At 74.5% G+C, this 12,624-nt stretch carries 12 protein-coding genes; 11 read left to right on the top strand and 1 reads right to left on the bottom strand.

Annotated elements, in window-relative coordinates:
- Window positions 1-217 precede the first annotated feature (217 nt).
- The 11 genes from ACH4UK_RS20525 to ACH4UK_RS20475 all read left to right on the top strand — a co-directional run bounded on the left by ACH4UK_RS20525 (window position 218) and on the right by ACH4UK_RS20475 (window position 11,815).
- Window positions 218-1,117: an alpha/beta fold hydrolase gene (locus ACH4UK_RS20525; RefSeq protein WP_398358157.1), complete on the top strand. Its 900-nt coding sequence runs from the start codon at window positions 218-220 to the stop codon at window positions 1,115-1,117.
- A 9-nt stretch (window positions 1,118-1,126) separates the two neighbouring features.
- Window positions 1,127-2,317 (top strand): sensor histidine kinase, encoded by a 1,191-nt coding sequence (locus tag ACH4UK_RS20520; protein WP_398358155.1) that lies wholly within the window; start codon window positions 1,127-1,129, stop codon window positions 2,315-2,317.
- Entirely contained in the window at window positions 2,314-2,976 is a 663-nt protein-coding gene (locus ACH4UK_RS20515) for a response regulator (protein ID WP_398358153.1), read from the top strand. The genes ACH4UK_RS20520 and ACH4UK_RS20515 overlap by 4 nt, the downstream gene beginning before the upstream one ends.
- Window positions 2,977-3,045: 69 nt before the next feature.
- Window positions 3,046-3,594 carry a DUF1697 domain-containing protein gene (locus ACH4UK_RS20510; RefSeq protein WP_398358152.1) on the top strand — a complete coding sequence of 183 codons (549 nt, stop codon included), beginning with the start codon at window positions 3,046-3,048 and terminating at the stop codon, window positions 3,592-3,594.
- Window positions 3,587-3,970 (top strand): DUF4440 domain-containing protein, encoded by a 384-nt coding sequence (locus tag ACH4UK_RS20505; protein WP_398358150.1) that lies wholly within the window; start codon window positions 3,587-3,589, stop codon window positions 3,968-3,970. Before ACH4UK_RS20510 ends, ACH4UK_RS20505 begins: the two co-directional genes overlap by 8 nt.
- 127 nt (window positions 3,971-4,097) lie before the next feature.
- A complete protein-coding gene (locus ACH4UK_RS20500) occupies window positions 4,098-5,789 on the top strand; it encodes an ABC transporter ATP-binding protein (protein WP_398358148.1) in 1,692 nt (563 codons plus the stop codon).
- A complete protein-coding gene (locus ACH4UK_RS20495; RefSeq protein WP_398358146.1) occupies window positions 5,786-7,585 on the top strand; it encodes an ABC transporter ATP-binding protein in 1,800 nt (599 codons plus the stop codon). The genes ACH4UK_RS20500 and ACH4UK_RS20495 overlap by 4 nt, the downstream gene beginning before the upstream one ends.
- Before the next feature lie 60 nt (window positions 7,586-7,645).
- The gene (locus tag ACH4UK_RS20490; protein WP_398358144.1) at window positions 7,646-8,701 is read left to right on the top strand and encodes an ABC transporter substrate-binding protein; all 1,056 of its coding nucleotides are present in this window, start codon (window positions 7,646-7,648) and stop codon (window positions 8,699-8,701) included.
- A gap of 88 nt (window positions 8,702-8,789) precedes the next feature.
- Complete coding sequence (locus tag ACH4UK_RS20485) at window positions 8,790-9,815, top strand: FecCD family ABC transporter permease (RefSeq protein WP_398358142.1); 1,026 nt, start codon at window positions 8,790-8,792, stop codon at window positions 9,813-9,815.
- 65 nt (window positions 9,816-9,880) lie between these two features.
- Window positions 9,881-10,978 (top strand): FecCD family ABC transporter permease, encoded by a 1,098-nt coding sequence (locus ACH4UK_RS20480; RefSeq protein ID WP_398358530.1) that lies wholly within the window; start codon window positions 9,881-9,883, stop codon window positions 10,976-10,978.
- Window positions 10,979-10,981: 3 nt separating this feature from the next.
- The gene (locus tag ACH4UK_RS20475) at window positions 10,982-11,815 is read left to right on the top strand and encodes an ABC transporter ATP-binding protein (protein ID WP_398358140.1); all 834 of its coding nucleotides are present in this window, start codon (window positions 10,982-10,984) and stop codon (window positions 11,813-11,815) included.
- Between the two features lie 43 nt (window positions 11,816-11,858).
- On the opposite strand, the gene ACH4UK_RS20470 is transcribed toward ACH4UK_RS20475, so the two are convergent.
- Window positions 11,859-12,623 carry a sirohydrochlorin chelatase gene (locus ACH4UK_RS20470; RefSeq protein ID WP_398358138.1) on the bottom strand — a complete coding sequence of 255 codons (765 nt, stop codon included), beginning with the start codon at window positions 12,621-12,623 and terminating at the stop codon, window positions 11,859-11,861.
- Between the last annotated feature and the right edge of the window lies 1 nt (window position 12,624).

The following is a 12,624-nucleotide window of genomic DNA, read 5'->3' as shown; positions in this document are numbered from 1 at the left end:
GGCCCCGCGCAACAGCAGCCGCCGCGCTCTCCCCCACGGGGCGCGGCGGCTGCGCGTTTTCCGGATGCGGACCGGGCGCGGCCCCGTCCCCCACGGGAGCTACGCGCGAGTGTCCACCGGGGGGTGACGCTTTCGGGCCGCGGTCTCCCTAGCGTTGGTGATCAGCCGGGGCCCCGAGCCCGGCCGCACCCGCGAAACGTTCCCTGGAGGCTCCCTCGTGTTCCGCACCCTCTTCAAGGCGCTCGCCGCCATCGCCGTCGTCTGCACGGTGGGCGGCATCGGCCTGATCGGCTACGAGGAGTTCGCCAGGTCGGAGCCGGACGGGACACGCTCCGCATCCTCCCTGGGCGACCCGTTCACCGGAACCAAGAAGATCCGGACCGACGGCCGTTCGGTCAACGTCTCCTGCTCCGGGGACGCCGCCCACGACGGTCCCCTCGTCCTGCTGATGCCCGGCGGCGGCGACGGCCTGGAGACCATGGCCCCGCTCGGCACGACCTTGAGCAAGGAGTTCCGGGTCTGCTCCTACGACCGTCCGGGCGAGGGCGCGAGCGACAAGCCGGACGGGCCCCAGAGCATCGACGACAGTGCGAAGCTCCTCACCTCGGTGCTCGACCGGCTGGCCGGCGACCGGCCGGTCGTGCTGGCCGGACACTCGCTGGGCGGCCACATCGCCGCCCGCTACGCACCCGACCACCCGGACCGGATCAAGGGCCTCGTCCTGCTGGACGCCACCGTCCCGACGCTGACCGCCGACATCTCCCGGACGATCCCCGCCTCCGCCACCGGCCTGCCGGCGCAGTTGCGCGCCCAGGCCATCGCGGTCAACAAGGGCGAGAACCCTGAGCTGTTGGTCGTCGAGGACGCAGCGGTCCGCCCCGCCGGACAGATTCCCGTGGAGATCCTCCAGCACGAGTCCCAGTACGCGGAGGTCCCCGACTACGGGCCCGCCCTGGAGCGCATGTGGTCCGCGGGCCAGGAGAAGTGGCGCCTGCTCTCCGGCCGGAGCAAGCTCAGCACCGCCGAGGGCACCGGCCACCACATTCACGTCGACCGGCCCGACCTCGCCGTCGGGGCCGTCCAGCGGGTCGCCGCCCAGGCCGCCTCCAACGACTAGGCTCGCACGATGACGGTGACGGGGAGGGCCGGGGAGCTGTGGCAGCTCCGGCACCGATGGACGCCCAGCGGATGGCAGCGGTTCGACGTGACCAACTGGTATGTCGTGCTGGGCCCGTTGCTGCTGCTGGCCTCCTTCGTACCGGCTTTCCACACCCACGGCACCCAGGTCGGCGGAGTGCCGGACCGCCCCTACGATCTGTTGGCCGTGGCGGCCATCGCCCTGCAGTGCCTCCCGCTGACGGTGTGCCGCAGATGGCCGGTGACCGTTCTCGCCCTGGTGTCGGCGGGCTTCGCCGTCGACCAGCTGCGCGGATACCACTCCCTGGCGGGAACGGCCTTCTCCTTCGCGCTCCTGGGCGTCGGGTCGCGGCTCGACGAGCACCGCGGCAGGACCGTCCTCGCACTCTCCCTCGCGTACGTGCCGCTGGCCGTCGCCCTCGCACAGCTCGGATCCGGCGAGCCGGCGAGCGAGTTCGTGCTGTTCTACCTCGCGTGCGCCCTGGTGTGGTGGATCGGTTCGCGGCTCCGCTCCGGGCGGATCGCCCAGGCCGAGCGGCGGCGGCGGGTGGCGGAGGAGACCCGCGACGCGGAACGCGCCCGGATCGCCCGCGAGTTGCACGATGTGGTGACCCACCATGTGACGGCGATGGTCGTGCAGGCCGAAGCGGCCCGCTATCTGACCGCCGTGCCCGACCGGCTGGAGGAGGCCCTGACCTCCGTCACGGCCACGGGGCGCGAGGCCATCGGCGATCTGCGGCAGATGCTCGATCTGCTCGACCCCGACCACGGAACGGGGGCCGCGCCCCCGCCCGTCGGCCGGCTCCGGTCCCTCGTGGAACAGACCCGCCGAGCGGGCCAGCCCGTGGAGTTCACCGAGGAGGGCACCGCCCCCGCAGCGGCCCACGACGCGGAACTCGTGGCCTACCGGGTCGTGCAGGAAGCCCTGACGAACGCCCTCAAATACGCTCACGGCGTCGACACCTCGGTCCGGGTGCGCCATGGCGAGAAGGAGCTGGCCGTGGAGATCTGCACACAGGCGGCCGGCCCCCGGGGAAGATCGCCCGGCGGGAGCGGACGGGGCCTGGCCGGACTGCGGGAGCGGGTGGTCGACGTCCTGGGCGGCGAGTTCAGCGCGGGCCACCAGCCCGGCGGCGGATTCGTGGTGCGGGCGTCCCTGCCCGTGGCGGGGTCCGCGTGACCGCGCCGCTGCGGGTCGTGGTCTGCGACGACCAGGCCCTGATCCGCACCGGACTGGTGACGATCATCAACGCCCAGCCCGACATGGAGGTGGCCGGCGAGTGCGGCGACGGGCAGGCCGCCGTCGACCTCGCCGGCCTCGTGCGGCCCGACGTCGTGGTGATGGACCTGCGCATGCCCGGCCTCGACGGCATCGGGGCCACCAGGATCCTGGCCGGTGCCGGAGTGGCCCACCCCGTCAAGGTCCTGGTGGTGACGACGTTCAACCTGGACAGCTACGTCTACGATGCGCTGCGCGCGGGAGCGAGCGGCTTCCTCCTCAAGGACGCGCCGCCGGACCGGCTGCTGCACGGCATCCGGACCGTGGCCTCGGGCGCGGCCCTGCTGGACCCCGAGGTGACGCGCAAGCTGGTGGGCAGGTACGCCGCCCGGATCCGGCCCGTCGGGCCCGACGCGGGCCAGGCGACGCCGCTGACCCCTCGTGAGCTGGAGGTCCTGCGTCTGATCGCCGACGGACTGTCCAACACCGAGATCGCCGCGGCCCTGGTGATCAGCCGGGAGACCGTCAAGACCTTCGTCTCCCGCATCCTGACCAAACTCGCCCTCCGCGACCGGGTCCAGGCCGTCGTCTACGCCTACCGCAACGGCCTGGTCCACTGACCGGCCCCCTGCGACGCCCCATCCGATCCGGCCCGATCCCCCCCCCACGAGGGCCTAGGGTGAGTGGCCATGACGACGACGTACGCGGCGCTGCTGCGGGGGATCAACGTGAGCGGCAGCAAGAGGGTCCCGATGCCCGAACTGCGCACCGTGCTCACCGAACTGGGACACACCGGCATCGCCACCTACCTGCAGAGCGGCAACGCCGTCTTCCGGAGTGACAGCGACGACGAGAACGCGCTCGCCGCCGCTCTGGAGCAGGCTCTGCACCAGCGGTTCGGGTTCCCCGTCGACTGTCTCGTCCGCGACGCCGGCTATCTCGCCGCCGTCGCCGAGGCCTGCCCCTTCCCCGCCGCCCGCCTCGAGGGCAAGCAGCTCCACGTCACCTACTTCGACCGGCCGGTGGCCGCCGACCGCTTCGCGGACCTGGAGGCGGAGAGCTTCCTGCCCGAGGAGTTCCGGCTCGGCGACCGCTGTCTGTATCTGTACGCCCCCGACGGGCTCGGCCGCTCCAAGCTGGCCGTCGCGCTGGGGCGCCCCCGCCATGTGAAGGGCATGACCGCCACCGCCCGCAACTGGAACACCGTGGCGAAACTCGTGGAGATGACCCGTGGCTGAGCCGTCGCCCGCCGTGGCCGCGGCCATCGAGGGCGAGCTCCGACTGCTGGACCCGGTCGTACGGGCCTCCGCCGGGCTCCTCGCCTCGCTGCTGCACCCCGAGTTCCGGGAGATCGGCACCAGCGGCCGGCTCTGGAGCCGGGAGGCGATGATCGCCTGGCTCACCGCGGCCGACGCCCCGCTCGCCGGCCCGGTCACCGCCTCGCGGATGAAGGGAGTGCAGCTCGGGGCCGACCTGGTGCACCTCACCTTCGACACGGAGTCCCGGCGGACCCGCTCGCACCGCAGCTCCCTGTGGCGGCTGACCGCGGAGGGCTGGCAGCTCTACTTCCACCAGGGGACCCCCTTCCTGGACGAACCCGTCACCGGGGCCTGAGCGCCGCCTGCCGGAGGGCTGGGCTCCCCGCCGCGAGCACGACAGGTTAGCCTTGCCTTTGTTTGGCTGGAGGTGAGTGGCCGGAAGTCACCCCTCCGCTGTCCGTGACACGCTGAGGAGCAGGTGAGTGGGGGCTGATACGGCCGGGCGCGGTGTCATCCGCCGCGCCGTCGCAGGGCAGCGTCGTGATGTGATCGCCGGATCGGTGCTGGGCGCCGGTCACCAGATCGGCGAGGCGCTCATCCCCGTACTCATCGGACTGATCGTCGACCGCGCCGTGGTCCGCCCCGACGGGGGAGCGCTGGCGATCTGGCTGCTGGTCCTCGCCGGCGTCTACACCCTGCTCTCCTTCGGCTTCCGCTTCGGCGCCCGTGCCGGTGAACGCGCCGCCGAACAGGCCGCGCACCGGCTGCGCCTCGATGTCGTACGCCGGGTCCTCGCCCCGCACGGCGGCGCGGAGGCCGGCCGGCCGCCCGGCGCGCTGGTGAACGTGGCCACCGAGGACGCCCGCCGGGTGGGGGCCGTCAACATGGCCCTGACCCTCGGCATCGCCGCCGTCGTCGGAGTCGTCGCCGGCGCGGTACTCCTGCTCCGCGCCTCCCTGCCCCTCGGGCTCCTCGTCCTGATCGGCGCCCCGGTCCTGATGGCGCTGGGCCACCTCCTGGCCCGCCCGCTGGAGCACCGCAGCGAAGCCGAGCAGGAACAGGCCGCCCACGCCTCCGGGGTGGCGGCCGACCTGGTCGCCGGGGTCCGCGTGCTCAAGGGCCTGCGGGCGGAGCGCGCCGCCGTCGACCGCTACCGCGCCACCAGCCAGGCCTCCCGCGAGGCCAATGTGCGCGCCGCCCGCGCCGCCGCCCTCCAGACCGGCCTGATGCTCACGCTGACCGGCTCGTTCATCGCCCTCGTCGCCCTCGTCGGCGGCCGCCTGGTCCTCAGCGGCTCCATCGGCCTCGGCGCCCTCGTCTCCGCCGTCGGCCTCGCCCTCTTCCTCCCCGGCCCGATCAGCGTGCTGGCCTGGGTCGGCGCCGAGCTGGCCAAGGGGCGCGCCTCCGCCGCCCGGATCGCCGATGTGCTGGCCGCCCCGGGCGAGACCACCGGCGGCACCGCCGAACCGGCCGCCCACGCCCCCGGCGAACTGCGCCTGAACGGACTCGGCCACGCCGGACTCGACGCCCTCGACCTGACCGTCCGCCCCGGCGAACACCTCGGCGTCGTCGTCACCGACCCGGCCGACGCCCAGGCCCTGCTGCACTGCCTGGCCCGCCGCTGCGACCCGGACCGGGGGAGCGTCGAACTCGACGGCGTGCCCGTCACCGAACTGGCCCCCGCCGCCCTGCGCTCCGTACTGCTCGTCGCCGAGCACGACGCCCAGCTCTTCGACGGCACCCTCCTGGAGAACGTCACCGCCGCCGCCCCCGCCGGGGCCGACCCGCGCCCGGCGATGGACGCCGCCGCCGTCGACGAGGTGGCCTCCGCCCTGTCCGGCGGCACCGGCGGCCGGATCGGCGAGCGCGGCAGCTCGCTCTCCGGCGGCCAGCGCCAGCGCGTCGCCCTGGCCCGCGCCCTCGCCGCCGACCGCAGCGTCCTCGTCGTCCACGACCCGACCACCGCCGTCGACGCCGCGACCGAGGCCCGGATCGCCGCCGGCATCCGACGCGCCCGCACCGGCCGCACCACCGTCCTGGTCACCAGCAGCCCCGCGCTGCTCGCCGCCACCGACCGCGTCGTCCTCGTCGACGGCGGCACGATCACCGCCGAGGCCCGGCACGAGGACCTCGTACGCGACCATCCCGTCTACCGCACGGCGGTGCTCACATGACCGTGAAGACCGATCCACCCGGCATAGCCGACGCGGCGGAGGGCGACGACGGCAGGGAACTGCTCCCGGTCGCCACCGCCGCCCGCACCCGGGCCGCCCTGCGCGCGCTGATCCGGCCCGACCGGGGCCTCGCCCTGACCGGCCTCGGCATCCTGGTCGCCGCCACCGCCGTCGGCCTCCTCGTCCAGCCGCTGCTGGGCCGGATCGTCGACATCGTCGCCGACGGCCGGCCCGCCGCCGACCTGACCCTCCCGGTCGTCCTCCTCGTCGCGGTCGCCGTCGTCCAGGGCCTCACCACGACGATCGGGCTGACCCGCATCGCCCGGCTCGGCGAAACCGTACTGGCCCGGCTGCGCGAGCAGTTCGTCGAACGCGCCCTGGACCTGCCCGCCGACCGCCTGGAACGCGCCGGGGCCGGAGACCTCACCGCCCGCGTCACCGGCGACGTCGCCCGGGTCGCCGAGGCCGTCCGCTCCGCCCTGCCCGAGATGGCCCGGTCCGTCCTCGCGATCGTCCTCACCCTCGGCGCGATGGCCCTCCTGGACGTACGGTTCCTGCTCGCCGCACTCCTCGCCGTCCCCGTCCAACTGCTCACCGCCCGCTGGTACGTACGCCGCGCCCTCACCCTCTACGCCGACCAGCGGGTCGCCAACGGGGCCCAGCAGCAACAGCTCCTGGAGACCATCGGCGGAGCCGCGACCGTCCGCGGCCACCGGCTGGAGGAGCAGCACACCGAGCGCAGCGCGGGACGCTCGCGCAAGGCCGTCGCCCTGACCATGCGCAGCGTCAACGTGGTGCTGGGCTTCTACGGACGCCTGCACATCGCCGAGTACATCGGCCTGGCCGCCGTCCTCGTCGCCGGCTTCCTCCTGGTCGGCGACGGCGCGGTGTCGATCGGCACGGCGACGGCCGCCGCCCTCTACTTCCACAGCCTCTTCGGGCCCGTCAACGCCGCCCTGGTCCTGCTCGACGACGCCCAGTCGGCGGCCGCCGGACTGGCCCGGCTGGTCGGGGTGACCGATCTCGACGGGGGAGCGGAGCCCACCGCCGTACCGCGTCAGCGGACCGGACCCGAGGCAGCCGTCACCGTGGACGGGGTCAGCCACGCCTACGGGCCCGGCCGCCCCGTGCTGCACGAGGTCTCCCTCACCCTGAAGCCCGGCGAGCACGTGGCGCTCGTCGGGACCAGCGGAGCGGGCAAGTCGACGCTCGCCCGGATCGTCGCGGGCGTCCAGCAGCCCACCGCGGGCACGGTCACCGCACCGGCGGGCGCCGGAGAACCGTCGGTCGTCCTGGTCACCCAGGAGGTCCACGTGTTCACCGGCACCCTCGCCGAGGACCTCCGGCTCGCCCGCGCCGACGCCACCGAACCGGACCTGCGCAAGGCCCTGGCCACGGTCCACGCCCTGGACTGGGCCGAAGCGCTCCCGGACGGGCTCGACACCGTCGTCGGCGAGGGCGGCCACCGCCTCGACCCCGCCCGCGCCCAGCAACTCGCCCTCGCCCGGCTCGTCCTGGCCGGCCCCGCCCTCGCCGTCCTCGACGAGGCGACCGCCGAGGCGGGCAGCGCGGGCGCCCGGGTCCTGGAGCGCTCCGCCGAGGCCGCCCTCGCCGGCCGCACCGCCCTGGTCGTCGCCCACCGCCTCACCCAGGCCGCCGCCGCCGACCGGATCGTGGTGCTGGAGGCCGGCCGCGTCGTCGAGAGCGGGCCGCACGAGGAACTGCGCGACGCGGACGGCCCGTACGCCGCCCTGTGGCGCGCCTGGTCCGGCAGCCGCGCCGCACCGCACCCCTGACCCCCACGGCACCCCCCGCCCCGCCTCCGGCGTATGCCGACCCTCCCGAAGGAATCCGTCATGTTCCGCATGTTCCAGCGCACCCGGCTGACCGCCGTGGCCGCGTCCGCCCTGCTGCTGTTCGGAGCCGCGGCCTGCGGGTCCGGCGGGAGCGACGACGCCGCCCCGCCCGCCGACAGCGCACAGAAGGGCGCCTACCCGGTCACCCTCGACCACAAGTACGGCGCCACCACCCTCACCTCCGAGCCGCAGCGCATCGTCACGGTCGGCCTCTCCGACCAGGACGCCGTGCTCGCCCTCGGCAAGGCCCCGGTCGGCACGACCGAGTGGCTCGGCGAGTTCAAGGGAGCCATCGGCCCCTGGGCCGAGAAGGCGCTCGGCGACAAGCCGCGCCCCACCGTCCTGCACGACGACGGCACCGGGCCCCAGGTCGAGAAGATCGCCTCGCTGCGCCCCGACCTGATCCTCGCCCTGTACTCCGGCCTCACCAAGGACCAGTACCGCACCCTTTCCAAGATCGCCCCGGTCGTCGCCCAGCCCAAGGACGGCCCGGACTGGTCCATCTCCTGGCAGGACCAGACCGAACAGGTCGGCAAGGCCCTCGGCAGGAGCGAGGAGGCCGCGAAGCTGGTCGCCACGACCGAGAAGCACATCACCGACGCCGCCGCCGAGCACCCCGAGTTCACGGGCAAGAGCGCCGTCATGGCCACCCCGTACGAGGGCATGTACGTCTACGGCCCGCAGGACAACCGCTCCCGGCTGCTCAACGGCCTCGGCTTCCGGCTCCCCACCGACCTGAGCGAGGTCGTCGGCGACGCGTTCGGGGCGAACATCAGCAAGGAGCGCACCGACCTCCTCGACACCGACGCCGTCGTCTGGATCGTCACCGACCCGGACAAGGACGTGAGGAAGCTCCACGCCGACCCGCTCTACGGCAAGCTCGGCGTGGTCGAGGAGGGCCGCGAGGTCATGGTGGAGGAGAGCAGCCACTTCGGCAGCGCCATCTCCTTCGTGAGCCCGCTCAGCCTCCCGTACACCGTCGACCGCCTGGTCCCGATGCTCGCGGCCGCCGTCGACGGCAAGACGGACACGAAGGTCGAACAGCCCGCGTCCTGATGCCCCTCCGGGCCGCCCCGCGTCGGCGGAGCGGCCCGGCCCTCCCCTCTCAACCGCCAGTGAGGAACCGGACCGTGGAGCCAGCCCCGTGACCCGCCCCGCCCGATGGCGACCCGCCCTGCTCGTGGCCGTGCTCGGCGCGGTGCTGGTCCTGCTGTGCCTGCTCTCGCTCGGCCTCGGGGCGCTCGGCATCCCGCCCGGCGACGTCCTCAAGGCGCTCACCGGGCAGCCGACCGGGCCCCGGATCGAGGACGTCATCTGGTCGGTGCGCGTCCCGCGTACGGCGCTGGGCCTGGCCGCCGGAGCGGCGCTCGGGCTCTCCGGCTGTGTGATGCAGGCGCTGACCCGCAACCCGCTGGCCGACCCCGGCATCCTCGGGGTCAGCGCCGGTGCGGCCTTCGCCATCGTGCTCGCCGCCGGCGTCGCCGGGATCGGCTCACTGCTCGGCTACATCTGGTTCGCGTTCGCCGGGGCGATGGCGGCGAGCATCGTGGTCTATCTGCTGGGCCGGCTGGGACGCTCGGGATCGACCCCGGTGAAACTGGCCCTCGCCGGAGTAGCGGTCACCGCCGTGCTGTCCTCGCTCACCAGTGCCGTCGTCCTCACCGACCCGGCCGCGCTGGACCGCTTCCGCTTCTGGTCGGCCGGATCGCTCGCCGACCAGGACGCCTCCACCGTGCTGCGCGTCCTGCCCTTCCTCGGGGCCGGCGCGCTCCTCGCCCTGGCGAGCGCCCCCGCACTCAACAGCCTGGCGCTCGGCGACGACGTGGCCGCCTCGCTCGGCCGCAGGCTCGGCCTCGTCCGCCTCCAGGGCGTCGTCGCCGTCACTCTGCTCACCGGTGCGGCGGTCGCGGTGATCGGCCCCGTCGTCTTCATCGGCCTCGTCGTCCCGCACGTCGCCCGGGTCCTCGCCCAGTCCGCCGGACTCGGCCCGGACCACCGCTGGCTGCTGCCGCTCTCGGCCGCGCTCGCCGCGGGCCTGCTGCTGAGCGCGGACATCCTCGGCCGGGTGATCGCCCGCCCCGTCGAGGTGCAGGCCGGGATCATCGTCGCCTTCATCGGCGGGCCGTTCTTCATCGCCCTGGTCCGCCGACGCCGCCTCGCGGAGGTATGACCGTGACCACCGACAGCTCGACCGGGGACACCACAGGCACCGTGACCGGGGACACCACCGGCACCATGACCGGGGACACCACAGGCACCGTGACCGGGACGACCACCGGCCCGCTCGCGAAGCCCGCCGCCCGCCCCTTCCGTCTCGCCTTCCCGCCGGTCTCCGGCACCCTGCGCCCCCGTCAGCTCGCCGTCTGCGCGGGCCTCGCCGTCGCCGTGTTCGCGGCGCTGTGCTGGCACGTCTCCATCGGCGAGTACGGGATCCCGCTCGCCGACGTCGCCCGCGCGCTGACCGGCTCCGGGGACGCGGGCACCCTCCTGGTCGTCCAGGAACTGCGGCTGCCCCGCGCCATGACGGGCCTCCTCGCGGGCATCGCGTTCGGCATGTCCGGCGCACTGTTCCAGACGATGACCCGCAACCCCCTGGCCAGCCCCGACATGATCGGCCTCACCCAGGGCGCCGGAACGGCCGTCGTCGCGGGCATCGTGCTGGGCTGGGACTTCGGCCTCGGCACCCAGGCCCTCGGCCTCCTCGGCGCCCTCGCCAGCGCTCTCCTCGTCTACGGGCTCGCCTGGCGGCGCGGCACCACCGGGTACCGGATCATCCTCGTCGGCATCGGGGTCTCCTGGGTCTGCCTCAGCGCCACCGACTTCCTGCTCGCCCGGGGCGGCCGCTTCCAGGCACAGGCGGCCCTCGGCTGGCTCGTCGGCAACCTCAACGGCCGCGACTGGCAACAGGCGGCGCCCCTCGCCTACGCCCTCGTCGTCCTGGTCCCCGCCGCCCTGCTCATCGGCCGGCTGATGCGTACGCTGCAACTCGGCGACGACGTCGCCAAGGGGCTCGGCACCCGCGTCCAGGCCGTCCGCCTCACCGTGCTGCTCACCGGCGTCGGCCTGGTCGCCTTCGCCACCGCGGCGGCCGGACCGGTGGCCTTCGTCGCGCTCGCCGCCCCCCAGATCGCCCAGCGGCTCTGCCGGACCGCCTGGCCGCCGCCGCTCGCCGCCGGACTCACCGGCGCCCTCGTCGTCCTCGCGTCCGACGTCCTGGCACGCGAACTGATCCCCGGCACCGAACTGCCCGTCGGGATCGTCACCGGAGTGCTCGGCGCCCCGGTGCTGCTCTGGCTGCTCATCCGCGTCAACCGCGCGGGCTCAGGAGGCTGACCGATGTCCACCGCCGAACCCGAACTGCGGGCCGAGGGCCTGCACCTGGGCTACGACGACCGGGCCGTCGTCAGCGGCCTCGACCTGGCCGTGCCTCCGGGCCGGATCACCGCCATCGTCGGCGCCAACGCCTGCGGCAAGTCGACCCTGCTGCGGGCGCTGGCCCGGCTGCTGGCCCCCCGCGAAGGGGCGGTCAGCCTGGACGGGCGGGCCCTGCACGCCATCCCCACCCGGGAGCTGGCCCAGCGGCTCGGCATCCTCCCGCAGTCGCCGGTCGCCCCCGAGGGGCTCACCGTCCTCGACCTGGTCAACCGGGGCCGCTCCCCGCACCAGACCTGGTGGCGGCAGTGGACCAAGGCCGACGAGCAGGCGGTGCACGACGCGCTGGCCGCCACCGGCACCACCGACCTCGCCGACCGCGCGGTCGACGAACTCTCCGGCGGCCAGCGCCAGCGCGCCTGGATCGCGATGGCCGTGGCGCAGGGCACCCCGGTCCTCCTCCTGGACGAGCCGACCACCTACCTCGACCTCGCCCACCAGGTCGACGTCCTGGACCTGGTCGTCGACCTCAACCGGCGCGAGGGACGCACGATCGTCATGGTCCTGCACGACCTCAACCAGGCCTGCCGGTACGCCGATCACGTCATCGCGATGAAGTCGGGCCGCATCGTCGCCGAGGGGGCGCCCGCCGACGTCATCACCGCCGCGACGGTCGAGGACGTCTTCGGTCTCCGCTGTCAGGTCGCCACGGACCCGGTGAGCCGGACCCCGCTGGTCATCCCGGTCGGCCGCCACCACACCCCGGACCCGGACCGGCCGCTGGGCACGCTCGCCTGAGGTGTGAGGTGTGAGGTGTGAGGTGTTGAGCGTGCCGCGCGCCTCAGGCCGACAGCGACGCCCGCTCCGTCACCCGCGCCTCGTCGTACCGGTCCAGCAGCAGCCGGGCCAACTCCGGCGCGGGGCCCAGCACATCGGCGAGCACGTCCGCCCCGGCCGCCTCGGCCCCGGCCGCGATGCGGTCGGGGAGCCGGCCGGGCGCGATGACGTACGGGGCCACCGCCACCCGGCGTACACCGTCGGCGCGCAGCGCCCGTACGGCGTCCTCGGTGCGGGGGACGCCACCGGGATGAGCAGCGGAGGCGAACGCAGGCCGCACGGCGCACCAACCGGTGTGCCGCAGCTCCCGCGCGATTTCAGCGATCACTGCGATCGCCTCCGGGTCGGATGATCCCGCCGAGGCCAGGACGAGCCCGGTCCGGGGGAGGTCGCCGGGACGGATCCCGGCCTCCCGCAGCCGCCGCCCCAGGGTGGCGAGCAGCAGCGGGGACGGGCCGAGGACCTCGGCCTGCCGGATGCGCAGCCGCGGCAGCCGGGCGCGGGCCTCGCGCAGGACCGAGGGGATGTCGGTCTTGGCGTGGAACGCCCGGGTGAGCAGCAGCGGAAGGGCGATGACCTCGTCCGCCCCCTCCGCGGCCAGGCGCTCCAGCACGCGGGGCACGGAAGGGGCGTTGAACTCCAGGAAGGCCGTCTCCACACGCAGCCCCGGCCGCTCGGCCCGTACCCGCTCGGTGAGCGCGTGCACGGTCGCGGCGTGCCGCGGGTCGCGGCTGCCGTGGGCGATGACGAGGAGCGTGGGACGGGACATG

It is taken from the genome of Streptomyces sp. NPDC020884 (assembly GCF_044333935.1).
Classification (GTDB): domain Bacteria; phylum Actinomycetota; class Actinomycetes; order Streptomycetales; family Streptomycetaceae; genus Streptomyces.
Note: the sequence above shows the minus strand (reverse complement) of the source record. Positions and strands in the feature narration are given on the sequence as shown.

Excerpts from the sequence above, each read along its gene's own strand:
- ACH4UK_RS20520 (WP_398358155.1), top strand. The coding sequence starts at position 1,127 with ATGACGGTGACGGGGAGGGCCGGGGAGCTGTGGCAGCTCCGGCACCGA.
- ACH4UK_RS20510 (WP_398358152.1), top strand. The coding sequence starts at position 3,046 with ATGACGACGACGTACGCGGCGCTGCTGCGGGGGATCAACGTGAGCGGC.
- ACH4UK_RS20495 (WP_398358146.1), top strand. The coding sequence starts at position 5,786 with ATGACCGTGAAGACCGATCCACCCGGCATAGCCGACGCGGCGGAGGGC.
- ACH4UK_RS20490 (WP_398358144.1), top strand. The coding sequence starts at position 7,646 with ATGTTCCGCATGTTCCAGCGCACCCGGCTGACCGCCGTGGCCGCGTCC.
- ACH4UK_RS20480 (WP_398358530.1), top strand. The coding sequence starts at position 9,881 with ATGACCGGGGACACCACAGGCACCGTGACCGGGACGACCACCGGCCCG.
- ACH4UK_RS20475 (WP_398358140.1), top strand. The coding sequence starts at position 10,982 with ATGTCCACCGCCGAACCCGAACTGCGGGCCGAGGGCCTGCACCTGGGC.
- ACH4UK_RS20470 (WP_398358138.1), bottom strand. The coding sequence starts at position 12,623 with ATGTCCCGTCCCACGCTCCTCGTCATCGCCCACGGCAGCCGCGACCCG.